The sequence below is a fragment of the Duganella guangzhouensis genome (genome assembly GCF_009674535.1).
GTDB classification, from domain to species: domain Bacteria; phylum Pseudomonadota; class Gammaproteobacteria; order Burkholderiales; family Burkholderiaceae_D; genus Rugamonas; species Rugamonas guangzhouensis.
Genome location: NZ_WKJK01000001.1, coordinates 211,368 through 233,976, shown reverse-complemented (window position 1 = coordinate 233,976; position 22,609 = coordinate 211,368). Strand labels below are relative to the sequence as shown.

At 63.7% G+C, this 22,609-nt stretch carries 20 protein-coding genes; 7 read left to right on the top strand and 13 right to left on the bottom strand.

Translation table 11 applies throughout. From position 1 onward, the window contains the following. Position 1: 1 nt before the first annotated feature. The gene (locus GJ699_RS01010) at positions 2-1,030 is read right to left on the bottom strand and encodes an SMP-30/gluconolactonase/LRE family protein (protein ID WP_154372240.1); all 1,029 of its coding nucleotides are present in this window, start codon (positions 1,028-1,030) and stop codon (positions 2-4) included. Positions 1,031-1,161: 131 nt separating this feature from the next. Between GJ699_RS01010 and GJ699_RS01005 the strand changes: the two genes are divergently transcribed. Next, positions 1,162-2,076, top strand: a complete 915-nt coding sequence (locus GJ699_RS01005; RefSeq protein WP_195763428.1) for a LysR family transcriptional regulator — start codon at positions 1,162-1,164, stop codon at positions 2,074-2,076. 6 nt (positions 2,077-2,082) lie between these two features. Here the strand turns inward: GJ699_RS01005 and GJ699_RS01000 are convergent, their stop codons facing one another. The 12 genes from GJ699_RS01000 to GJ699_RS00945 all read right to left on the bottom strand — a co-directional run bounded on the left by GJ699_RS01000 (position 2,083) and on the right by GJ699_RS00945 (position 13,899). Next, positions 2,083-2,994: a LysR family transcriptional regulator gene (locus tag GJ699_RS01000; RefSeq protein ID WP_154372236.1), complete on the bottom strand. Its 912-nt coding sequence runs from the start codon at positions 2,992-2,994 to the stop codon at positions 2,083-2,085. A 7-nt stretch (positions 2,995-3,001) separates the two neighbouring features. Continuing rightward, positions 3,002-4,168: an alpha/beta hydrolase family protein gene (locus GJ699_RS00995; protein WP_154372954.1), complete on the bottom strand. Its 1,167-nt coding sequence runs from the start codon at positions 4,166-4,168 to the stop codon at positions 3,002-3,004. A gap of 21 nt (positions 4,169-4,189) precedes the next feature. Then, on the bottom strand, positions 4,190-5,131 hold the full coding sequence (locus tag GJ699_RS00990; protein WP_154372234.1) for an NAD-dependent epimerase/dehydratase family protein: 942 nt from the start codon (positions 5,129-5,131) through the stop codon (positions 4,190-4,192). After that, positions 5,128-6,105: a fumarylacetoacetate hydrolase family protein gene (locus GJ699_RS00985; protein WP_154372232.1), complete on the bottom strand. Its 978-nt coding sequence runs from the start codon at positions 6,103-6,105 to the stop codon at positions 5,128-5,130. Before GJ699_RS00985 ends, GJ699_RS00990 begins: the two co-directional genes overlap by 4 nt. Beyond that, on the bottom strand, positions 6,102-6,539 hold the full coding sequence (locus GJ699_RS00980) for a VOC family protein (RefSeq protein ID WP_154372231.1): 438 nt from the start codon (positions 6,537-6,539) through the stop codon (positions 6,102-6,104). The genes GJ699_RS00985 and GJ699_RS00980 overlap by 4 nt, the downstream gene beginning before the upstream one ends. Positions 6,540-6,546: 7 nt before the next feature. Beyond that, entirely contained in the window at positions 6,547-7,428 is an 882-nt protein-coding gene (locus GJ699_RS00975; RefSeq protein ID WP_154372229.1) for an SDR family NAD(P)-dependent oxidoreductase, read from the bottom strand. A gap of 1 nt (position 7,429) precedes the next feature. Next, complete coding sequence (gene hisD, locus GJ699_RS00970) at positions 7,430-8,713, bottom strand: histidinol dehydrogenase (protein WP_154372227.1); 1,284 nt, start codon at positions 8,711-8,713, stop codon at positions 7,430-7,432. A gap of 22 nt (positions 8,714-8,735) precedes the next feature. After that, positions 8,736-9,479, bottom strand: coding sequence for an SDR family NAD(P)-dependent oxidoreductase (locus GJ699_RS00965; protein WP_154372225.1), 744 nt, complete (start codon positions 9,477-9,479; stop codon positions 8,736-8,738). After that, positions 9,476-11,440: a phytoene desaturase family protein gene (locus GJ699_RS00960; RefSeq protein ID WP_154372223.1), complete on the bottom strand. Its 1,965-nt coding sequence runs from the start codon at positions 11,438-11,440 to the stop codon at positions 9,476-9,478. Before GJ699_RS00960 ends, GJ699_RS00965 begins: the two co-directional genes overlap by 4 nt. Before the next feature lie 84 nt (positions 11,441-11,524). Further along, positions 11,525-11,893, bottom strand: coding sequence for a Rieske (2Fe-2S) protein (locus tag GJ699_RS00955; protein ID WP_154372221.1), 369 nt, complete (start codon positions 11,891-11,893; stop codon positions 11,525-11,527). Then, positions 11,866-12,801, bottom strand: a complete 936-nt coding sequence (locus GJ699_RS00950) for a VOC family protein (RefSeq protein WP_154372219.1) — start codon at positions 12,799-12,801, stop codon at positions 11,866-11,868. The genes GJ699_RS00955 and GJ699_RS00950 overlap by 28 nt, the downstream gene beginning before the upstream one ends. Before the next feature lie 15 nt (positions 12,802-12,816). Further along, positions 12,817-13,899, bottom strand: a complete 1,083-nt coding sequence (locus GJ699_RS00945) for an FAD-dependent oxidoreductase (RefSeq protein WP_229261880.1) — start codon at positions 13,897-13,899, stop codon at positions 12,817-12,819. A 173-nt stretch (positions 13,900-14,072) separates the two neighbouring features. Here GJ699_RS00945 and GJ699_RS00940 point away from each other — a divergent pair, with 173 nt between their 5' ends. The 6 genes from GJ699_RS00940 (at position 14,073) to GJ699_RS00915 (ending at position 22,570) form a co-directional block, all read left to right on the top strand. Beyond that, the gene (locus GJ699_RS00940; protein WP_154372216.1) at positions 14,073-14,993 is read left to right on the top strand and encodes a LysR family transcriptional regulator; all 921 of its coding nucleotides are present in this window, start codon (positions 14,073-14,075) and stop codon (positions 14,991-14,993) included. Between the two features lie 107 nt (positions 14,994-15,100). Next, a complete protein-coding gene (locus GJ699_RS00935) occupies positions 15,101-15,907 on the top strand; it encodes an SDR family NAD(P)-dependent oxidoreductase (RefSeq protein ID WP_154372214.1) in 807 nt (268 codons plus the stop codon). 31 nt (positions 15,908-15,938) lie between these two features. Next, positions 15,939-17,483, top strand: a complete 1,545-nt coding sequence (locus GJ699_RS00930; protein ID WP_154372212.1) for a MaoC family dehydratase — start codon at positions 15,939-15,941, stop codon at positions 17,481-17,483. Positions 17,484-17,541: 58 nt separating this feature from the next. Then, on the top strand, positions 17,542-19,626 hold the full coding sequence (locus GJ699_RS00925) for a TonB-dependent receptor (RefSeq protein WP_195763427.1): 2,085 nt from the start codon (positions 17,542-17,544) through the stop codon (positions 19,624-19,626). Positions 19,627-19,643: 17 nt separating this feature from the next. Continuing rightward, positions 19,644-21,263, top strand: a complete 1,620-nt coding sequence (locus GJ699_RS00920; RefSeq protein ID WP_154372208.1) for a hypothetical protein — start codon at positions 19,644-19,646, stop codon at positions 21,261-21,263. Between the two features lie 65 nt (positions 21,264-21,328). After that, on the top strand, positions 21,329-22,570 hold the full coding sequence (locus GJ699_RS00915) for an MFS transporter (protein WP_154372207.1): 1,242 nt from the start codon (positions 21,329-21,331) through the stop codon (positions 22,568-22,570). Positions 22,571-22,609 lie beyond the last annotated feature (39 nt).

The window sequence follows — 22,609 nt, the reverse complement described above, 5'->3', positions numbered from 1 at the left end:
CTTATACCCGACCGTGCCAGTGCGGCAAAGCCAGCCCCGCCACCGGCGAGCGGAAATACGGAATCGTCGTGCCCATCAAGCTGCCCAGGTAGACCGTCTTCAGGTCCGGGCCGCCGAAGGTGATGCTGGCCATCCACGGTGCGATCGTGCCTTTGCAGGCCGCCATCACGTCGGGACTCATGGTGCCGGCGTAAAAGTGTTCATCGTAAGCTTTGACGGCGGCTGGATTGCCATCATCCAGCAAGGTCAGTACCGCGCCGGATGGCGTGATCGCAATCAGGCGCTCGGTCATCACCAGCGTCACCCAAAGATTGCCGAAACTGTCGAAAGCAAAGCCGTCCGGCGTGCCGCCCAGGTTGGACGGGCCGAAAATCTCGCGCTCGGTCAGGCTGCCATCGTCGTGCACGCGCAGGCGCGAGATGCGGCGGGCGTTGGTCTCCACCACGTACAGCCATTCTTCGTTGGCGTCAAAGCGGATTTCGTTGGTGCCGACAAAACCGTCGGCCACGATGCGGATGCCCTTGTCGTCGATCAGGCCCACATAACCATCGGCGGTTTTCTCATTGATCGATTTCGTCCACGGCACCATGCGGGTGGTAACGGTGAACCAGATGCGTCCACGGCTATCGCTCAGCACAAAGTTGGTCTTGCCCAGCGGCTGACCATCGATGCTGTCGTACAGCGTGCGCGAACGGCCATCGCGCGACATCAGTTCAATCGCGTCGGTGCCGAAATTGGCGATCAGGATATTGCCCGCGCGGTCGAACGCCAGGCCATTTGGCAGCGTGCCGCCCAGGATCAGCTGTTCCGGCGTGGCGTCCGCGCCCAGGCCACCCTCGGCGTTCTGCGCGATCAGCTGCTGGCTGCCATCGGCGCCGATGCGCATCACGCCGCCGCGCGCATCGGCCGACCATAGCGTGCCGTCGCGTTCAGCGAGGATGCATTCAGGGCGGCGCAGATCGGTGCCGATGGTCTTGATGGTGCTGCGGTCAACCTCCCAGCCGACCAGTGGATTGATATAGTTTGTCATGGACTCGATTCAGTGTTGGAACAGTGCAGCCATGCTAAGGCTGTGCCATGACGGCCACAAATCGAATCGCACCATGGCTGGTATCTTGCAAATTAATGCCTGAGCCGCCACACCTGTGTACACTAACGGCCATGCGATATAACCGACTCGACCTCAATCTGTTGCCCGCGCTGCGCGCCCTGCTGGTGGAAAAAAATGTCACGCGCGCCGGCGACTCGCTGCACGTCACGCAGTCCGCGATGAGCGGCATTCTGGCGCGTCTGCGCGAATTCTTTAACGATCCGCTGATCGTGCCGGTGGGCCGGCGCATGGAGCTGACCCCACTCGCGGAAAGCCTGGTTGGCCGCGTCAACGACTTGCTGGTGCAGGTGGATTCGACGCTGGCCTCGCGTCCCGAATTTATTCCGGAGACCTCGCACCGTCATTTCTCGGTGGTGGCGTCGGATTACACGGTCGTGGTACTGCTGACCGAAGTGCTGCGCCAGCTGAACACCGAGGCGCCCGGCGTGACGGTGGAGATCCGCCAGCCCAGCGATTTCACCGGCGCCGATCTGGAAGCCGGCGAACTGGATTTCCATATCTCGCCGGTGGGACTGCTGTTGGAAGACCACCCATCCGAAGTGCTGTTTGAAGATACCTTCCACGCCGTGGTGGCGCGCGATAACAAGGAAGTGGGCGACGCGCTGACCATAGAGCAGTATCTGGCGCAAGGCCATGTCGCGTTCCAGCAGAATGGTTTGCCGCTGTTTGAGCGCTGGTTCGCCAAGACACACGGCACGCGCCGGCGCGAAGTGACGGTCAGCCATTTCGGCCTGCTGCCGCACCTGGTGGCCAGCACCAACCGCGTCGCCACGCTGCATACGCGGCTGGCAGTGCGCGCCTGCGAGCAGCAGGAAGTGCGCATGGTGCGTCTGGATTTCGACGTGCCGCGCTTCGTCAATCTGCTGCAGTGGCATCGCTATCGCGACATGGACCCGGGCAGCATCTGGCTGCGCGAGAAAATCATCGCCTGCGCGCGCGCCATGCCGCTGCTGCCGCTGGTGTAAGGTCGATCAGGCCAGCGGCGGCAGCGACTGCGCCGCTGCGATAATCTTCTGCCGCAGCCATTGGTTGCCCAGATCCGCATCGCGATGGTTATGCCATTGCAGCACTTCGATCACAGTCGGAATCGCAAACAGCGGCCGCACCAGTTTCACCGGCAGCACCGGCAGATAGCGCTGCGCCAGCCGCGTATGCATGGTGGCGATCAGCCGCGTCCCGGCCACCGCGAACGGTAGCAAACTGAAGGTATGCGTGATCACTTCAATCTGACGCTGATCGCCATGGTGTTCGGCAAACCAGTTCTCCACCAGCGCCACGCCCTGCTGATGAAACATCGCATGCCGCAGCCGGAAATACTGCTCCAGCGTGATGGTGTCGCCAATTTCCGGATGCTCGCGGTCGACCACAATGCTGTAGCTGTCCTCAAACATCACGCGCGACATATGCTTGCCGGAGCTGAGCTGCTGCGGCGTGATGATGAAATCCACCTCCCCCGCCTCCAGCCGCTCGGACGCATCCTCGCTAGGATGTTGCAGCTCGATGGTGACGCCATTGGCTTCCGCGTTCACCGCACGCAGCACCTCCAGCATCAGCACAGTCGCCACATAATCGGAAGCGATGATCTTGAAATGCCGCTTGCTGGTGACCGGATCGAAGCCCGGCCGCACGCTAAGCGTGGCGTCGATCCGTACCAGCAAATCGTTGACCGGCTCCACCAGGCTGGCGCCCAACTCGGTCAACTCCATGCGGCGGCCCACGGCGACAATCAGCGGATCGCCAAAATAGTCGCGCAGCCGCGCCAGAATGCCGCTCATCGAGGACTGCGTGACGCACATATTGTCGCCCGCCTTGGTTACGCTTTTCTCGATCAGCAGCTCGCGCAGCGACAACAGCAGGTTCAGATCCAGCTTATGGCGGCGCATGGCAGGATCAGACAGCTGGACCGAGCTTGCCGCCCAACTGGCCGGCGATCCAGTCGGCGATGAAGGCGCCGGCGTTGGCCATGTTGTCCAGGCTGACGTGGTGCACGCCGCCTTCGCGGTCGGTGAAGATCTTCAGCTTGCGCTGCGGGCTATTCACCAACTGGTCATAGGTCTGGTGCGCGTACTCCAGCGGAATCTGGCGATCTTGCTCACCGTGCGTGACCAGGAAAGGCACCCGCACGCGATCAAGAATGCCGTTCAGGTGGATCTGCTCGGCCTTGGCCATGAAGTCGTCCATATTGTCCGCGCCCCATACCCAGCGCACGTGCTCCCAGTAGTGCGGCACTGGATTTTCGCCCTCGCGCAGCAAGCGGCGCTTCTGCATTTCTCCCCAGTTATGGTTGGCGCCCCACACCGCACCGATCGCGAAGCGCGGCTCGAAGGCCACCGCGCGCGGCGTGTAGTAACCGCCCAGCGACACGCCCATCATGCCGATGCGTTTCGGATCAACGTCGGTGCGGGCCTCCAGATAATCCACCACCTTGCTGGCCCATACCTCGCTGTTGACCATCGCCGGCATGTCGTGCAGGCGCAGCGCCTCGCCGGTGCCTGGCTGGTCGAGGTACAGACAGGCGATGCCGCGCTGGTTCAGCTGGCGCGTGATCTGCGTGCGGGCCAGCATCTCCTTGGTGCTGTCCAGGCCATTCACGCACAACATCAACGGCTGGCGCTCAGCCTTGCCGTCCGCGTGGAACAGCACACCGGCCAGATGCTCGTCGCCGTAAGGGATCTCCACCCGCTCCCAGCGCGCGCCCATCAGATCCTGCGCTTGCTGGAACAACGCCACATAGCGGCTGTAAAGCGCCTTGCGCGGCGCGAAGCTGTGCGCCTGCATCCGTTCGGCGCAGGCGAAGTACTGCACCGCTCGGTCCAGCTTCTCGCCAGCGCTGAAGAAATGGCCTTCGGCCTTGTCTTCCTCGGCCAGCGCCACCAGCTTCTCGCCCATGCTTACCCAAGCCTGGAAAAAGGCTTCGGTGCCAGGATCGTCGCCCTGCGTGGCCAGATCGCGCAACGGACGGCAGACTTCATCGATTTCGCCGATGCGGCCACCGCTTTCAAGCGCGGCGTTGACCGCCAGGCTCCAGACGTAATTGGTAGGGAAGTATTGGAACATCGACATGCTGTGGTTTCCTATTCAGTGTGAACGCAAGGCGTTGCGTATCAATTCAATGATCGAGCCGTCGTGATGGAAGCCAGCCGTTTCGGCCGCGCTGGCATCCAGCGGCGGCTGACGGCCGAAGGCGGCTTCCAGCCCTTCATCCGGCTCGTAGACGATGCAATCGCGGCGGTCAGCGCCATACAGCTCGGCCAGACCGTCGACCACCTGCGCGATGGTCAGGCGCAGCACCGGCAAGGTGTAGTCGCGGCGCTCAGCGGCGCGCTCCGGCGCCAGCGTGGCCGCATGCAGGAAATTGTCGACGCAGCAGCCGACCGACATCCACCACGCCACCGCCTGCGGCGACACCGGGCAGCGGAAACGCTCGCCGGCCGACAGCCGCCAAAAGATATCGCTCATGAAGGCTGACAGCAGACCATTCGGCACCGGCGGCCGCGCCACGATGCCCGGCAAGCGCAGGATGCGGCCATCGACCCAGCCACGGCGGCTGTAGTCTTTCAGCAGAATCTCGCCGGCCAGTTTGTGGGCGCCATAGCTCAACTGCGGCGCCATCGGCGTGTGATCGTCGACGCCCTCGCCCATATGGCCGTACACGGCGATGGTGCTGGCGAAGACGAACACCGGCGCTTTTTCCTGGCGGCGGCTGCGTTCCAGCAGCGCTAGCGTTCCTTGCAGATTGACTTCCAGGCCAAGTTCATAATTGCGCTCGGCCGCACCACCGGGGATGCTGGCCAGATGGAAGATCAGGTCATACGGCTGTTCGAACACGCTGTCCAGCAGTTTGCTGTCGGCGATGCTGCCGCCGAAGCGGCGTACGCGCGTATCCCAACCGGCCGCGCCGAACGCGACGTCCATCAGGCTCAGTGCCTCGACCTGCTTGCCGTCCACGCCGCACTCCAGCAGGCGTCGCACCAATGCCTGGCCGACGAAGCCGTTGGCGCCGGTGATCAGCACCTTCATGCCTGCACCATGCGATGATCGATGGCGCCGAAGACCGACTGGCCGCTGGCATCCAGCATTTCGAAGCGCAGCGTTTCGCCGTAGCGCAGGAATGGCGTTTTCGCTTCGCCGTTGGCGATGGTTTCGATCGCGCGGCGCTCGGCCAGGCACGCCGAGCCGACTTCCTGGTAGTTCTTGTTGGAGAAGGTACCGGTGCCGATCACGGTGCCGGCGCCCAGTTTTCGGTTGTAGCTGATGTGGGCAATGATGTCGGCAAAACTGAAGTCCATCTCGCGGCCATTCGGGTTGCCAAACCATTCGCCGTTGCGATGCACCTGAAGATCAAGGTGGATGCGGCCATCGGCCCAGGCGTCGCCCAATTCATCCGCCGTCACCGCCACCGGGCCAAATACCGTGGCCGGCTTGGCCAGGATGAAACCAAAGCCCATGCCCAGCTCGCGGAACAAATGGGTGCGCATGCTCATGTCGTTGAACAGCATCAGCAGCTTGACGTGGCCCAGTGCGTCGGCGGCTTGGGTGCCTTGCGGGACGTCGTCCAGCACCACCGCGATTTCGCCTTCGAAGTCGGCGTTATCCGCTTCGCTGGGGAACGGGTAGTCGTCGTGCGGGCCGTAGAAATCGTCGCCCTGGCGCTGGATCAGGATCGGGATGTTCTTGTCTTTCTTGACCGTCAGGTTGTAGGCGCGCTCCATGATGTTGCCGTGGTTGAGGAAGGCCGAGGCGTCGATGAATTGGTAGGCGCGCGGGAATGGCGCTGCCACGGCGTGTGGGTCGAACACGATCACGCTGCTGATCTGACCTTCGTTCAGGCGGTCGTAGACGCGGCGCAGTTGTGGCGCTGCCTGTTCCCAGTTTTCGATCGCGGCCTGCATGGTGGGGGCGATGTCGCCGGCGTGGCAGGCATGGCGCAGGTCGCGCGATACCACCAGCAGTTGGCCGTCGCGGCTGCCGTCTCTCAGGGTTGCGAGTTTCATGTAGTCTCCTTGTCGTGCGCCGGTGCGCGCTGTATCAGCTCGATCAGATTGCCCGCGTTGTCGCGGATGAAGGCCATCGGCGTGCCGTTGATGACTTTTTCGAACACGATGTCGGCGCCGCGCTCGCGCAGGCCGGCCACCGTGGCCGGCACGTCGGCCAGGCGGTAGCAGACATGCTTGTTGCCGTGGGTGCGCAGGTCGAGGTTAGGTTCGCGACGGTCGGACGGCAACGCTGCAGCGCCTTCCACCTGAAACAGTTCGATGCGGAAGTCGCCACGGCGCAGGAACGCGATGTCGGCCGGGATGATCGGCAGGTGCTGGCGCATTTCCAGCTCGAAGCCGAACATGCGGCCGTACCAGTCTATCGAGGCGTCGAGATCCGGCACGCTGATGCCGATGTGGTCCGCGATCAGTTCGGGGTAGTGGTTTTGCATGTAGTCCTCACTGCAAAGGGCGGCCGCCATCGACGGGGATGATGGCGCCGGTTGTGAAGGTCAGGTGGGTGGCCAGGGCAACCACCGCCAGCGCCACTTCGCGTGGTTCGGCCAGACGGCGCAAGGGCGTGCGTTCGGCTTGCTGGTCGCGCCAGCCGCGGTCCATGGATTTGACGAATTCGGTGTCGGACAGGCCGGGCGAGACCGAGGCGACGCGGATCGCCGGCGCCAGTGCGCGTGCCAGCGATTTGGTCATGTTGTCCACTGCGGCTTTGGAGGCGCAGTACATGACGTTGCTGCCCATGGCCGTCACGGCGGCGATCGAGGATACATTCACCACCAGACCGTCGCCATTCGCCGCCAGCAGCGGGCGCAGCGCGCGCACCGCCGCAAAGGGGCCGCGCACGTTGGTCGACAGGATGGAGTCGATCAATTCATCGCCCAGGCCATCGAGGTCGTGGTGCGCCACAAAGCTGGTGGTGCCGGCGCAGTTGACCAGGATGTCGCAGCGGCCATACGCCTCCGCGATCTGCCGTGCCAGCGCGGCCAGCGCCGCGCTATCCGTCACCGGCGCCGCCAGCGCCACATGCCGCTGGCCCGCCACCGCCTCGCACCGAGCAGCATGGTCAGCCAGCCGCTCGTCGGCCGCGCCTTGCCCGGCCGCGCGCTGCGCCAACGCGGCTGCGGGCGGCTGGACCGCGACTGGCAGTTGGGCGGCGAGCGTGGCGGCTTTGTCGGCCGAGCTGTTATAGCCCACCACCACGCTGGCGCCCTGCCTTGCCAACTCCTGGCAGATGGCGGCGCCGATGCCACCGGCGCCGCCGGTCACCAGCGCCACCTTGCCAAGCAATGGCAACGGCAGCGCATCAGATGTCGTCGTGCCGGCCATCTCAGGCAGTCTTCTTCAGACGGCGCACGCGGATATCCGCTTGCTCCTTGTGGCCAGAGAAGTGCTCCAGCGCGCACAGACGCGAACACACTTCACCAATCGCCACCGAAGCCTCGTCGGTCAGAATGAGCTGATAGGTATGCGTCTTGATGAACTTGCCCACCCACAGACCGCCGGTATAACGGCCCGCGCCCATGGTCGGCAGCGTGTGGTTGGTGCCAATCACCTTGTCGCCATACGAAACATTGGTGCGATGGCCCAGGAACAGCCCACCGTAGCTGCTCATGCGCTCAAGGAACCAGTCCGGATCCTTGGTCATCACCTGCACGTGCTCCGAGCAGATACGCTCCGACTCCGCCAGCATCTCTTCGTCGGTATCGCACAAAATGATCTCGCCATAATCGCGCCACGACACGCTGGCAATCGGCGCCGTATCCAGACGCGCCAGCACCGTTTCAATCGCCGCCGGCAGCTCTTCCGCGATGCGACGGCTGGTGGTCACACAGAATGCTGGCGAGGTCGGACCATGTTCGGCCTGGCCCAGCAAGTCCACCGCCACCAGTTCCGCATCCACGGTATCGTCGCAGATCACCATGGTTTCGGTCGGGCCGGCAAACAGGTCGATGCCAACGCGGCCGAACAGCTGACGCTTGGCCTCCGCCACATACGCATTGCCAGGACCGACGATCATATCAACCGGCGCGATGTTCTCAGTGCCGATGGCCATCGCCGCCACTCCCTGCACGCCGCCCATCACATAGATTTCATCCGCGCCGGCCAGCGCCATCGCGGCGACGATTTCCGGCGACGGCTTGCCATCGAATGGCGGCGCGCAAGCGATCACGCGCTTCACGCCGGCCACTTTCGCCGTCAGCACGCTCATATGCGCCGATGCCAGCAGCGGATATTTACCGCCCGGGATATAGCAGCCCACCGAGTTGACCGGAATGTTCTTATGACCCAGCACCACACCTGGCAGCGTCTCCACCTCCACATCGCGCAGCGACAGCAGCTGCACCTGCGCGAAACGGCGAATCTGCGCCTGCGCGAACTTGATATCTTCCAGCGCCTGTGGCGACAACGAGTCGATGCAAGCCTGGATTTCCTCAGCCGACAAACGCAGCGCCGGCGGATTCCATTTGTCGAACTTTTCCGAATATTCGCGCACCGCCGCTTCGCCGCGTGCTTCGATATCGGCGATGATGTTTTCGACGGTGGTACGCACCTGCGCGTTGATTTCCGCCTTGGCTTCGACCGACTTGCCTTTTTTCAGATACTTGATCATTACGTCTCCTTGATGAAATTGTTCAGAACACCACGCCGCCATCCACATTCAGCACCTGTCCGGTGATGAACGCGGCGTCCGGCGACGCGAGGAATATGAGTGCGCCCACCAGATCCTCCGGTACCTCGGTGCGCTTGAGCAGCTGGCGTTCGCGCACGGCGGCAAACAGCGCCTCGGGCAGCTCGCGCGCCGCCGCTTCGGTGCGGGTCAGGCCCGGTGAGATGCCATTGACGGTGATGCCGCTGCCGCCCAGCTCCGCCGCCAGCGAGCGCACCAGTCCCATTGCCGCCATCTTGCTGGTGGTGTAGGACAGGAAGGTTGGCATCGGCGTTGAGGTGGTGCTGGAAATGATGTTGACGATGCGGCCATGGCCGCGCTGCTTCATGCCCGGCGCGAACGCCTGCGCCAGCAGCAGCGATGCTTCCACGTTCACCGCCATCACCTTGCGGAATTCGCGCAGCGTGAGGTCTTCCAGCGAATTCAGTGGAATGTAAGCGGCGTTGTTGACCAGGATATCGACGCGGCCGAAGCGCTCTTCGACGGCGGCGGCCAGGCCGCGCACCGCTGCCTCGTTACCCAGGTCGCACTGCGCATTGAAGACGCGGCGGCCCTGCGCTGTCAGTTCCTGCTCCAGTTCAGGATCGGGGCGTAGGTCGGCAATCACGATGTCACAGCCTTCCGCCGCCAGTCGCTGCACGAATGCGCGGCCGATGCCGGAGGCGCCGCCAGTGACCAGCGCTACTTGGTTTGCGAGACGTTGGCTCATTGTGCGTCCTCCTTGGCGGCGGCCGATTTGCGGCGGAACGGTAGCGTCATCAGGAATGGCAGCGTGCGCATGCCCAGCAGCTTCAGGCCGGAGCGCGCGGCATCGGCATCGAGGCGAACCACCATCGGCATGGTGCCGAAGGATTTTCCGCTGATGATCAGCGCATCGCCTTCGCGACGGATTTCGCTGACGGTCATCAGCTCGGAATCGTCTTCACCGCGCAGCGTCATTCCGGCCGACGCCTGGCGACCGTTCGCGCCGGCTGCGTGCGCCGTAGCGGCGCCATTCGCGGTGCCGCCATTCGCCGCCAAGCCGGTGCCGTGGCCCCCGCTGGCCGCCGGCAAACTGATCGACCGCTGGCCATCCCCCGCTTCGCCATTGATGGCGCGGTTGAAGTCCATGCCCAGATGCTCAAACATCTTGATCGCCGTCGCCCGGCCAGCGCCAAACACGCCGCCGCCCGGGTGCATGAACGGCCCCACCAGATACAGCCCCCTCACATCCGGCACCGTGAACTGGCCCAGATCCGGCGTCGGCCGATGGCTCAGCGTCTGATAGAAATACGGCGCCACACCATGCACATCGCCACGCACCATGCTGTTCGGCGAGCTGCGTTCCAGATCCAGCGGCGAGCAAATGGTGCGCTTGATGATATTGTCCGAGGTCAGATTGGAGACAAACTTGCGATACGCCTGCAAACTCAAATCTCCAATCTCCTCCTTCACCTCATCCCAGCGCGCATGCCCGCCTTCCGCCAGTTCATACGGCGCAAAAGTAATCCCGTGGAACATCCCCTTCCCTGCCGGCACGCGGGTCGGATCACCGATACTCTCATCGCCACCGGCAATCAGGCGGCGCTCGGTGATGCGGCCACGGCGCAGGCCATCAAAGTCATCCAGCATCTCACTCAGCTTGCTGGTGCTGAGCATTTCCAGCATGGTGGCTTTATTGATATCCTCGCCGGCGTAGAACTTGGCCTGCTCGTGCAAATCGTAATGGCTGACCATGATGCTGAACGGTGCCAGCGCGGTTTTCTCCGCGCGCTTCAGCACCGGCTCATGCACGCCGCTGACGAACTGGCGCAAACGGTGCGGGTGGATCGCGCCAATGACGGCGTCGCGTGCCTTGATCTGCTGACCATCCGACAGTTCAACACCGGTGGCCTGGCCACCGCTGACCAGAATCCGCGTTACCTCGCTATTGCAGCGCACTTCGCCGCCGTAATGTTCAATGCAGCGCACCAGCGCTTCGCTCAACTTGCCGCTGCCGCCGATCGGCTGCGACACGCCGTAGGTGTGAATAATCCCCGGCATCAGGAAGATGCCCATGCCGGTACCCAGTTCGTCCGGCATCTGCAGGTTTTCCGACACGAGACGCAGCAAGTGGATCTTGACCTTGTCGCTTTCGAACAGCTCATTGGCGATGTCCAGGCAGGAGCGCTGCATATAGTTCAGCATCTCGCGGCCCTCGTCGTTCTGATCCAGCATCGCCATCAGGCCGCCCATCGGCGCTGGTGGCGCGTACAGGCCGGACATGAACATCGGCAGGATGCGCATGCTGGATAGCGCGAATTCGCGATAAGCGTGGGCATCGCGCTCGGAGATTTTGGCAATGCCGGCGCAGGTGCGGTCCAGGTCTTTGTACGAGATCAGCACACTCTGGTCATCGAAGATGGTGGCGTGTGGCACATCCGAGTAGTTGTACTTCAAGCCGAATCTGGACAGCAGCCCCAGTTCATCCTGGCGCAGCATCGGATTCCCTTGAATCATGATGTGGACACTGGAGTGTTCATCGTGCCAGTAGCCGGGGGTGTTGATTTCGCGGGTGACCACGCCGCCGCCGTACCAGGGTTTACGTTCCAGTACCAGCACGCGCTTGCCGGCCTTGGCCAGGTAAGCCGCCGCGACCAGGCCATTGTGGCCGGCGCCCATGGCGACGATGTCGAATTCCTGTTGACTCATGGTGTGTTCTTTCTGCTCTGTGTGCCGGATTGATCATACGGATCGCTCCGGCGGGCTAAAAATCGTTTATCGCGTTGGTTGCCATCACGGCCGCTGATACTCCAGCAGCACCACGCCCTGCTCTACCCGCGCCGGCACGGCCTGCAGCGCCTGGCCGAGACAGGGGCCGTGCACGCACACACCGTCTTCAATCCGGAAGTGGGCGCTGTGCGCGTAACAGACGATGGTGCTGCCGTCAGCGGACAGGAAGCGGTGGCGCATGTATTCCAGCGGCCGGTGGTTGTGCGGGCAGTCGTTGCGGTACACATGCACCTGCGCGCCGCGCCGCACGGCGAAGATGGTGTCCTCGCCCGCGCCATCCGGATCGAAGCCGCGCGCGCCGCCATCCGGCAGCTGATCGAGGCGGCACAGCGGTACAGGACCGCTTAGTGGTTGCCCGGACGGGGGAACCATGGATCGCGCAAGTTAAACAGGAACATTTGCGACGTTTCCTCGGCCGCCGTGCATTCGCGTGGCTGCCAGTGGTCGTCGTGCTGGTCCATGTCGGCGTCGTACTCCAGCGTGCCGCCCAACGGCGAGTTGAAATACCAGAACCAGTTGGAGCCATAGATATGCCGCCCCGGTCCCCAGAACGTCTTGTAACCCTTGTCGGCAAACGCGCGACCAGCACGCAGCAGTTCGTCCACGCTGCCCATGTGGAAGGTGAAGTGATTCAGGCCGATCATGGCGGCCGGCGCCTGAATCAGGAACAGCGTGTGATGGTCATTGGTGCCGGCCGGACGCAGGAACGGCCCGGTGCCGGTAAACCGGTCCGACACGCGGAAGCCCAGCCGCTCAACATAGAACTGCTCCGCCGCCGCCACATCCGGCACAAACAGCACCACATGCGACAGCGTGTGCGGCACCGGCAGCGGCGCCTCGGGATTGGCGGCCACGTGGTTGGCCGGGCGCTGCGCGGTGCGGCCGGGCACATTCACCTGTACCGGCGGCGCATCGTATGGACGCCGCACGTTGACCTGGAAGCCGATCGGTACACCCGCGCCATCCACGCTATGCAGCACGCCGTCCGCATCCACGCGTACCTCGCGGTCTTTGGACAGCTCGGCGCGGATCTGCGCCAGCGTCTCCGCATCGCGCACGCCGTAGATCACCTCGCGGATATTGGGCGACCTGCCCACCGCCGCCGGCAACAAAGGATCGCTGTCGTGGCGCACCACCACCGACGTGCCATCCAGCGCCGCATAGACGCCGTGCGTAGCCGACGCTTCTACCTCGATCAAGCCGTAATCCTTCAGACATTGCTGACAGGCGGCGACATCGTCCACACCAAACACCAGCGTGTCGGGACCAAGAATTTGCATAGTTGTCTCCTCTATTTAAATCGGTGCGGCCAGCGCCGCCTGCGAGGCGCGCATCAGCTGCGAGAACTGTTGTTTGGATTCCGCGTCCGCCGTGCGTTCAAGCTCGCCCAGCGCGACCGAGTTCTCCACGATCATGCGGGCACGCGGCAGACGGCGTTCCATGTAGACCTTGAACGCGGCTTCATGCGACCCAGCGCGCGCCAGCTCCTCCGCCAGAACCAGCGCATCCTCGACGGCGGCACCGGCGCCCGAGGCCAGATGCGGCGTGGTGGCATGCGCCGCATCGCCCAGCAGAACCACCCGGCCGCGATGCCACGGTGTGGTCAGCAACAGCTTCTCCAGCGGGCGATACAAAATGCGTGAATCGGCATCCAGACCATCGCGGATAGCGCTGATGGTGCCGCCAAATCCCGCCAGCTCCTGCGCCAGCCGCTGCGGCCAGTCCTGCGGTTCGATAAAAGGATTGCCCGGCATATGCAGCGTGAAAAACAAATACATCTCATCCTGCGACACCGGATTGACGCCGGCTTTCACGCGCGGCCCCATGAAAATATGCGGACGGTCGATCGCCGCCGGGCGCGGCACCAGCGCGCGCCAGCATCCCTGGCCGGTGAATTCCGGCTTGGCGGCATCCGGGAACTGCGCCTGACGCACGCGGGAGTTCAGCCCATCAGCACCGATCAGCAGATCGTAGCGGCCACGCGAGCCATCACTGAAGACGACATCAACGCCATCCTCATCCTGCGTGATCTCGCTGAAGGTGGTACCCAGCCGCACCTGCGTGCCGGACGCCAAGGTGGCCTGCGACAGAATCCTGGCCAGCACCGGCCGCAAGATGCCGCCACCGCCCGGCACGGTATCGCCGGCCAGATGCGGCGTGGGCAGCTCGGTCAGCAGCTTGCCGTTGGCATCGCAGATGTTGACGCCATCGGCGCAAAAACCTTCACGCAGCACCTCATCGATGATGCCCAGCGTGGCGAACGCGCGCAGCGTCGGGCCGCTGATGGTGATGCCGGCGCCGGCCACCTGCCAGTGCGGGTCCAGCTCCACCAGATCTACCTCGAAACCGCGCTTGCGCAGGCTGATGGCGGCGGCCATGCCACCTATCCCCCCGCCGATGATTAAAACTCGTTGGCTATGCATGTCTCCATTACTCCGTTGTTGTTGTCGGGTGAGTGAGATGCATCTTAGAGAGCAGCCAATAATTAAGAAAATCGTTTATTTCGATGTTGAGTATCGTAAAATCCGGTACATAAGAAGGAGACAAGGCTATGCGCTATAAACGATTCGACCTCAACCTGGCCGTGGTGCTGGACGCCCTGCTGGCCGAGCAAAGCGTGACCAAGGCCGGCCAGCGCCTGAACGTCAGCCAGACCACCGTCAGCGACGCGCTGGCCCGGCTGCGCGAACATTTTGGCGACGAGCTGCTAACCCAGGTCGGCAAGAAAATGGTGCCGACCGCGCTTGGCGCCAGCCTGGCGCAACCAGCGCGCAGCATGCTGCTGCAGGCCGACGCCATGCTGAACACGCGTCCGGCCTTCAATCCGGCCGCCGCCAGCCGCCATTTCACCCTCATGCTGAGCGACTACGTGGCCACAGTGCTGATCAGCCGCTTCGTGCCGGTGCTGCAAGCGCAGGCGCCTGGCATCACGCTGGAACTGTTGCCGCACTCGCAGGCGCCTTGGGAATCGCTGAACCATGGCGAGGTGGATTTCCTCATCATGCCGGCCAATTTCGTCCACGACAGCCATCCCAGCAGCATCCTGTTCCGCGACGATTTCAGCTGCGTGGTGTGGGACCAGCATCCGTTCCAGGGCGACACCATCAACATGGAGCAGTACCTGAGCATGGCGCATGTGGTCAACCGCGTCGGCCGCAACCGCGCGCCCACTTTCGACGAATGGTTCTTCAAAAACTACGGCCATGCGCGCAAGGTGGAAATGATGGCCATGGACTTCAATTCGGTACCGCAGTTTGTGGTGGGCACGCAGCGTGTCGGCACCATGCACACCCATCTGGCGCGCTATTACGCGCAGTACCTGCCGGTGCGCCTGCTAACGCCGACCTTCGAACTGCCGGTGCTGGAAGAAGCCCTGCAGTGGCACCGTTTTAACGACAACGATCCCGCCATGCTGTGGATGCGTGAACTGCTGGCCGCCACCGCGCGCGACGCGATTTCCAGCGCAGCCTGAACATACGCATCGCCACTGCCGATACAGGGCATCGGCAGATACCATTGGCTTAAAGCCGGGCTCCGAATCTATTCTCCTCTCCAGTTTGAGAACACAAGGAGAATGGATTGAGCAAAGTAATTAAACCGGCCAAGCCGGTGGTGCGCGGCACCCGCCTGGCTGGCAAGGTGGCGATTGTCACTGGCATCGGCGCCGGCATCGGCCGCGGCTGCGCGCGCATGTTTGCGGCCCAGGGCGCGCACGTGATCGGTTGCGACATCGACGCCGAACTGGCCGCCTCCAGCCTCGCCGCCGCCCACGCAGAGGGCTTGCACATCGATGCGCTGTATCCCTGCGATATGACCGATCCAGCAGAGGTGCAACGCCTGATCGAGCACACGGTGCAGCGCTGGGGCCGCATCGACATCCTGGTCAACGCCGCCGCCTTCGGCGCTTTCGAGCCGATCGAAAGCATGGACTACATCGAACACTGGCGCAAAACCATGGTGGGCGAATTGGACATCGTGTTCCTCGCCTGTAAAGCAGCCTGGCCGCACATGGTGGCTGGCGGCGGCGGTTCCATCATCAACTTCTCATCGGCCAACGCGCACCACGCACTGGACACGTCGCCGGCATTGGCGCACTGCGCCGGCAAGGGCGGCGTACTGGCGATGACGCGCCAATTGGCGGCCGAAGGCGCGCCGCACGGCATCCGCGCCAACACCATCGCCCCCGGCCTGATCGAAACCGCCGCCACCCGCACCCCGCTCGACAGCCTGCCCGGTTTCCGTGACCAGGTGCTGGCCAAGGCCATGATCAAGCGCCTCGGCCAGCCGGAGGACGTGGCCTGGTGCGCGGTCTATCTGGCCTCCGACGAATCCACGCTGGTGACGGCGGCCGACTTCCGCATCGACGCCGGCGCCACCGGCTGGTAAGCCTTTCCAATCCCACTAGAGGAGACATTGTATGACCCATACCATCTTTACGCCCCGCCGCCTTGCGCTGGCAGGTTTGTTCGCCGTCAGCCTGGCCGGCTTCGCGCCGCAGGCATTCAGCGCCGACAGCGCGGCCGCAGCCGCGGCCAGCAGCGCAGCGCACGCACAGCCGCGTTACCTTACGCTGTATCCCGGCGTCTACAGCCCGCATGAGCAGGCGCTGGTGCAGAAATATTTCGAGGCCAACCGCGCGCTGCTGGCGCGTGGCCCGATCGATGTGAAAAAACTGGTGGCCGGCACCCTGCCCGCCGATACGCCCGGCCTGGGCCCGGTCATCAAGGTGACCGAAGAGTGGGTACGCTATAACAACGCCAAGTACGATCCTGAGAACCCGCTGCACAACGATCGTGACTACGCGCGCAAGGCCGGCTATGCCGACATCATGGCCTTCCCGACCTTTGGCGCGCATGACGACACCTTCATGGTGCCCTACCCGCCAGCCGCGCGCGACAAGCTGCTGGTGAGCGAGTTGAATCACAGCGTCACCTCGTACAAACCGATTTACCCGGGCGATACGCTGTACCTGGTGGCCAACGAACGCGAGGTGATCGATCTGACGCCGGCCAGCGGCGCCACCCACCGCAGCCTGGCGATTCAGACCAAGGGCAGCATCTACAACCAGCATGGCGACAAGGTCAATGACGTGATCTTCCGCGTCACCGAAAACATCCGCGTGCTGGCAGATGACAACGATCGTCCGGCCAATCCCGGCTTCCCCGACATTTGGGAAGCGCCGGATTGGCTGAAACGCCCGGCCCACTTCTACACCGACAAGGACTGGAGCTTCATCCGCACCGTCTGGGCCAAGGAAAAGCGCCGTGGCGCCGAGCCGCTGTACTGGGAAGACGTCAAGGTCGGCGAGCAGCCGGCATGGACGGTCGACGGTCCGATTCAGGCATCGGTGGCGCCGGTGCCGCCATGGGGCATGGGCGCCGGCGGCAGTCGCAGCATGAAGCGCGAGATGATGGATCCGGTACTGTTCAAGAGCATGGTGCGCGGCGCCAAGGATGGCATCTGGCGTCTGTCCGAGCGCACCGCTTACGTGCCCGCCGTGCCGGCCGCGCCGGATGGCAAGGAAAATCCGATGCTGCAGGAAGGCGCGATCAACACCACCGACATCCACAAGGATGGCGTCAAGCGTAGCCCGCTGGTCAACTACATGGGGCGTGATCTGGCGATCCGTCACATCACCAACTGGATGGGCGACCGTGGCTGGCTGCAGAACATTCGCTGGACCATCATGGACCCGCGCGCTTTCAACGCTTATGGCATGAAGGTGCCGGCCAATCCGCGCGCCGAGCACTTCCTCGATCAGGTGCCGTCCATGCGCGGCAAATACGTCAGCGAGCACGGGCTGACCGAAGACGTGGCGCTGGTCAAGTCGCAGATCACCAGCAAGTACGTCCTGGATGGCCAGTTCATGGCCGATCTGGTGTGGTGGATTGAAACCGTCGACGGCAAGGTGTGGCTGGAAGGCGCGGCCACCGTCAAGCTGCCGTCGCGCCAGGCACAGTAACACCCCTCGCCCGCTCCAAGCGGGGCGGGCTCCTACTACAAAAACAAAGGAGACGACCATGAAGAACAAACAATTCAAACTGACCCCGCTCGCCGCCGCCCTCGCCTGCGCGCTGAGCTTACCGGCCTATGCGCAAACCGAGGCCGCAGCCGATGCGCCAGCACCGGCCGACGCCACCTCGCCGCGCGCCGAGCGGCAGGAGCTGACCACCATCGTGGTGACGGCTGAGCGTTCGGCGCAGAGCCTGCAAAAAACCTCGATCTCGATGGTCGCCATCAGCGAGCGCGAGATCGCCGAGCAAGGCATCACCAACGCCGCTGATGCGCTGAAAAACATCACCAACGTCGAAGTGCAAGGCGCCGCCCGCGGCAGCGTGATCGCGATGCGCGGCCTCGGCTCCGACCTGCCACCCGGCATGGGCGAATCCGCCGTCTCGACCAATTTCGACGGCATCTACAACTTCCGCGCCGAGGGCAACACCGCCGGCCTGTTCGACCTGGAACGCATCGAAGTGCTGCGCGGCCCGCAAGGCACGCTGTATGGCCGCTCGGCGTCCGGCGGTGTGGTCAACTTCCTGACCCGCAATCCGCAGATCGGCAAATCCACCGGCAACGTCAGCCTGGAATTGGGCACCTACGGCCTGGTGCGCACCGAGGGCGGCGCCAACATCCCGGTCAACGACATGCTGGCGATCCGCATCTCTGGCACCAGCACCGACCGCAAAGGCTATCTGAGCGACGGCTACAACGATGACGTCAGCAACGCCGGCCGCATCAAAGTGCTGTTCAAGCCGACCGCCGGCATCTCGCTGCTGGCCGCCACCGAACGGGTGCGCCTGAACGGCAAGGGTATCGGCTTCATCCCGCAGGATAACTGGAACGACGCAAGCAAACGCCTGCAAGCCGCCACCGGCGCCGGCACCGACATCGGCTATCAGCGGTACGAGCAGAATAAAACCTGGCTGGAACTGAACGCCGATCTTGGCTTCGGCCTGCTGACCGTGCTGCCGGCCTGGCAGCGCGCCGATGGCGAGCTGTATCGCAAATTCGACGCCTCGCGCACCGCCGGCAGCGAAGAGCAATCCAACCGCGATCCCAATCACGCGACCCAGGACAGCCTGGAAGCGCGCCTGGCCTCGCCGGCTGGCGCGCCGTTCAAGTGGGTGGCCGGCTACTACGGCTACAAGATGCATGGCTCAACCTATTGCCTGATCAATTGCGATACCACCTCGCCCAATCCGAATGACACCAGCACCCGCTCCAAGGCTGGATTCGCTCAGGTGACGGTGCCGCTGACGACCGGCTGGCGCGGCCTGGCCGGCATCCGTACCACCAAGGACGAAAAAACCATCAGTTCGCTGACCGAAGGCCAGTTGAAGGACACCTGGAAAAGCACCGACGGCAAGGTGGGCCTGGAATACGATCTGAATTCCGCCACCATGGCCTATGCCACTTACGCCACCGCTTATCGTCCGGGCGGCTTCAACGCGCTGCCGGCGGCGGTGCAGCCGCTGCGCTTCGAGTCGGAGAAGATGAAATCGGCCGAGCTGGGCATCAAATCGCGTCTGCTGCACAACACGCTGCAGATCAATGCCGATATCTTCAGCCTGAATTATGAAAACTATCAGGTGGTGGATTTCTCGCCGCCGACCTATTCGCGTATCAGCAATGTGCCGAAGCAGAAGGTGCGTGGCGTGGAGATTGACAGCCGCATGCTGCTGGGCGAATTCGGCCAGCTGCGGGCGTCGGTGGCGCTGCTGGATGCCAAGCTGGGATCGTTTGTACCGTATGGCACCACCACCAATCTGGAGGGGCAGCAGATGCCGCATGCGCCGCGTCGCACCTTCAAGATTGGGTATGAATATCCGATCGATCTGTCCAACGGCGCGGCGGTGATTCTAAAGGCGGATGCGCGGCGAGTCAGCGAGCAGTATGTGTCAGCCACCGAGAATGCTTACACGCTGCAGGAAGCTTACAGCTCGGGCGACGTCTCGGCGGTGTACCGCGCGCCGGATGAGAAGTGGTCGGTAACGGCGTACATGAAAAACGTCAGCAATTACATCGCCAAGACCGGCAACTTCGGCGGCTACGCCACCGTCAGCGCACCGCGTACTTCGGGCGTGATTCTGAACTACAGCTATTGATAAAAGCGAGCATACGCATGAACAGTAAAACACTACAGCACTCAGCCGCACCGGCCTCGCTGCCGGCGCTGACCGCGATCGCCCTCCTCTGCGCCTCGCTGACGCTGGCCCCGGCGCCAGCCCGCGCCGACGCCTCGACCGCTCCAAGCCTGGGCGCTGCGGCTGAGACAGCCGCCGGCGCGATGGCAGCGCCGGGCGCGGATACGGCGGCCGAGGCGCAGGTCGCGCTAGCGCTTGGTGCTCCGCCGGGGGCGCCTGCGGGGATGGCGGGTGGGCCACCGCCTCCGGTGCGCTCCAGCAAGGAGATCGACTACGCCGCCGAACTGACGGTCAGCGATGGCCGCTATCTGCCGGCGCGTTCGCTGGCGGCGGCGGCCGTCGCCGGCAAGACCAGCGACAGCGGCGCCAAAGGAATCACGCTGCGCTCGGCCAGCGCCAACCGCAACGGTTTGATCGTCCATGGCAGCCACACGCCCTACACGCTGTCGGACGCCAACATTGCGCTGTCCGGCAACGGCAGCAACGACTTCGAAGCCATCGGCGCCGGCGCGCTGGTCGACGCTGGCGGCAGCCTGGTGCTGAAATCGGTAACCATCACCACCAGCGGCGTGCTGGCCGCCGCCACCGCCGCCCGCGAAGGCGCCACCCTCAAAGTCTACGACTCCACCCTGACCGCCCACGGCGGCCCGCTGCCGGCCGACTACGTTCCCAAAATCGGCCCCGGCATGATGGAACCGCCGCCGCCACTCGGCATCAAAGGCACCGCGCGTACCCACCTGTCCACCAGCCGCTCCAAGACCTACTTCTACAACAGCCATATCAGCGCCGACGGCTGGGGCGCGCTGTCCACCGACGACACCGGCGGCGACGTCTACCTGGAAGCCAACGACAGCGACATCACCACCCGCAACAGCGGCTACGGCGTCTACGCCGACTTCGGCGCCACCGTGGTACTGAACCGCTCGCGTCTGAACGCTGCTACCTTCGGCGGCATCATCGCCGGCGCCGGCAAGATCGATCTGAACCAGGTAGAGGGAAACGCCGGCGCCAACACCGTGATGATCCACAGCGTGATGGGCGATCCACAGGAACGCGCGCTACTGGCGATCAAAGGTGGCCGCCTGGCCAGCGCCCAGGCCGCCGTGCTGGTGAAAAGCGCCAACGCCGACATCACCATCGACGGCGCGCAACTGCTGCCGCAGGATGGTGTATTGGTGCGTTCCATCGTCAACCAGGATCCGAACGCCACCCGCATCGATGGTCAGCAAGTGCCCGGCATCCACGTCACGCTGCGCAACGTCGACCTGAAAGGCGACATCCTGCACCAGGATGGCAAGCGCGGCATGACCGTCACGCTCAGCCACAGCAAGTTACGCGGCGCGGTTCAAGGCGCGGTGCTGGAATTGAGCACTGACAGCAGTTGGACCGCCAGCAACGACTCGCGCGTGATTCTGGCCGGCACGCCGGAGTTGGCGCAGCTGGATGCGCCATCAGGCGTCACCATCCACGCCCAGCGCGGCACAGCATCCACACTGCGTGACGGCAGCTACCCGCTGGCGGGCGGCGGCCGTCTGGTGGTCAGCGGCGCGCAGCTCGCATGGCATTTGCTGATGCGCTCTATCGTCAAAAACGATTAGTGACTGCGGACGTAGCTGTTATTCTGGCGACATCCACCAAAAAAAACATGGAGACAAGACCGTAAATGCGTACCATCCCACCCCGCTCACCGCGCCTGATCCAGGCCATCATCCTGCTGATTACCAGCGGCCTCACCGTGCTGGTGTCGGCCATTCTGGGGCCGAATATTCCGCAGCTGCAGGAGCATTTCTCCAAGCAGATCGCCAACGCCGACCAATGGGTGCCGCTGGCGGTATCGATACCAATCGGCGTGTTCGGCCTGTGCGCTATCTTCATCGGCAACCTGGCCGACAAGGTCGGTCGCAAAAACCTGCTGGTGTATTCAACGCTGGCGTACACCGTCCTCGGCACCATGCCGTTTTATATTGACAACTTTTGGGCCATCTTCGCCAGCCGCGTCGCGCTGGGCGTGTTCGAGGCGGCGCTGATGACCGCCTCCACCACCATGATCGGTGACTACTACCAAGGGTTGAAACGTGAGCGCATGATGTCGCTGCAAACCACCACCTCGTCGGCCACGGCGACGGTGTTTGTGGCGGTGGGCGCGGCGGTCGGCACGCTGGGCTGGAACGCGCCGTTTGCAATCTACGCGCTAGCGTTGCTGCTGTTGCCGCTGATGGCGATCTATCTGTGGGAACCGGTGCCGGATAACGCCACCGACAAAGCCGCCGTCGAATCGGCCGAAGGTGAGCAAGTCATCTTCCGGCCACGGCTGGTGGCGCTGACCTGCGCGATCGGCTTCTTCGTCGGCATCGCATTCATGGTGGTGCCGATTAACCTTGGCATTCTGTATGCGACTCAGGGCTGGGCGCCGAATATCGGTACCGGCTATACCCTGAACAGCGCTGGCGTGATGCTGGGTACCTTCATCTTCGGCTGGGTGCTGGCCGGCCGCACCAGCGTGCCACTGCAACTGTGCCTCAGCCTGGCCATCGGCGCCGTCGGCTACATCCTGATGGGCACCGCTCACAATGCCGATGCGCTGACCACCGGCGCCATCGTCAACGGGCTGGGTTGCGGCCTGCTGCTGCCGACGGTGGTGACCTGGAATATGCGCATCCTGCCGTTCGCCAAGCGCGGGTTGGGCACCGGCGCCTTCCAGTCGGCGCTGATGCTGGGCATGGCGGTCAGTTCGCTGATTCTGGTGTCGATGGGGAATGTGGTTGGTTCGCGTGCTGTCGCGGTGGCGGAAGTGGGTACGGTGATGGCGGCGAGCGCCGTGGTCGCTCTGCTCTGCTGGCTGGCGTACGCGGTGCGCCAGCGTCATCCACGTGCGACCAATTTCGCGGACGCCACGCGTCACTAACTTCAACCAGCGCCCGATGCACCGCGTCGGGCGTTTCAG

Coding starts and splice junctions, on each gene's coding strand:
- GJ699_RS00995 (WP_154372954.1), bottom strand. CDS start 4,168: ATGTTCCAATACTTCCCTACCAATTACGTCTGGAGCCTGGCGGTCAAC.
- GJ699_RS00930 (WP_154372212.1), top strand. CDS start 15,939: ATGACCCATACCATCTTTACGCCCCGCCGCCTTGCGCTGGCAGGTTTG.
- GJ699_RS00980 (WP_154372231.1), bottom strand. CDS start 6,539: ATGCAAAACCACTACCCCGAACTGATCGCGGACCACATCGGCATCAGC.
- GJ699_RS00940 (WP_154372216.1), top strand. CDS start 14,073: ATGCGCTATAAACGATTCGACCTCAACCTGGCCGTGGTGCTGGACGCC.
- GJ699_RS00985 (WP_154372232.1), bottom strand. CDS start 6,105: ATGAAACTCGCAACCCTGAGAGACGGCAGCCGCGACGGCCAACTGCTG.
- GJ699_RS00975 (WP_154372229.1), bottom strand. CDS start 7,428: ATGGCCGGCACGACGACATCTGATGCGCTGCCGTTGCCATTGCTTGGC.
- GJ699_RS01010 (WP_154372240.1), bottom strand. CDS start 1,030: ATGACAAACTATATCAATCCACTGGTCGGCTGGGAGGTTGACCGCAGC.
- GJ699_RS00990 (WP_154372234.1), bottom strand. CDS start 5,131: ATGAAGGTGCTGATCACCGGCGCCAACGGCTTCGTCGGCCAGGCATTG.
- GJ699_RS00920 (WP_154372208.1), top strand. CDS start 19,644: ATGAACAGTAAAACACTACAGCACTCAGCCGCACCGGCCTCGCTGCCG.
- GJ699_RS00965 (WP_154372225.1), bottom strand. CDS start 9,479: ATGAGCCAACGTCTCGCAAACCAAGTAGCGCTGGTCACTGGCGGCGCC.
- hisD (WP_154372227.1), bottom strand. CDS start 8,713: ATGATCAAGTATCTGAAAAAAGGCAAGTCGGTCGAAGCCAAGGCGGAA.
- GJ699_RS00955 (WP_154372221.1), bottom strand. CDS start 11,893: ATGGTTCCCCCGTCCGGGCAACCACTAAGCGGTCCTGTACCGCTGTGC.
- GJ699_RS00960 (WP_154372223.1), bottom strand. CDS start 11,440: ATGAGTCAACAGGAATTCGACATCGTCGCCATGGGCGCCGGCCACAAT.
- GJ699_RS00915 (WP_154372207.1), top strand. CDS start 21,329: ATGCGTACCATCCCACCCCGCTCACCGCGCCTGATCCAGGCCATCATC.
- GJ699_RS01005 (WP_195763428.1), top strand. CDS start 1,162: ATGCGATATAACCGACTCGACCTCAATCTGTTGCCCGCGCTGCGCGCC.
- GJ699_RS00925 (WP_195763427.1), top strand. CDS start 17,542: ATGAAGAACAAACAATTCAAACTGACCCCGCTCGCCGCCGCCCTCGCC.
- GJ699_RS00945 (WP_229261880.1), bottom strand. CDS start 13,899: ATGGCCGCCGCCATCAGCCTGCGCAAGCGCGGTTTCGAGGTAGATCTG.
- GJ699_RS01000 (WP_154372236.1), bottom strand. CDS start 2,994: ATGCGCCGCCATAAGCTGGATCTGAACCTGCTGTTGTCGCTGCGCGAG.
- GJ699_RS00950 (WP_154372219.1), bottom strand. CDS start 12,801: ATGCAAATTCTTGGTCCCGACACGCTGGTGTTTGGTGTGGACGATGTC.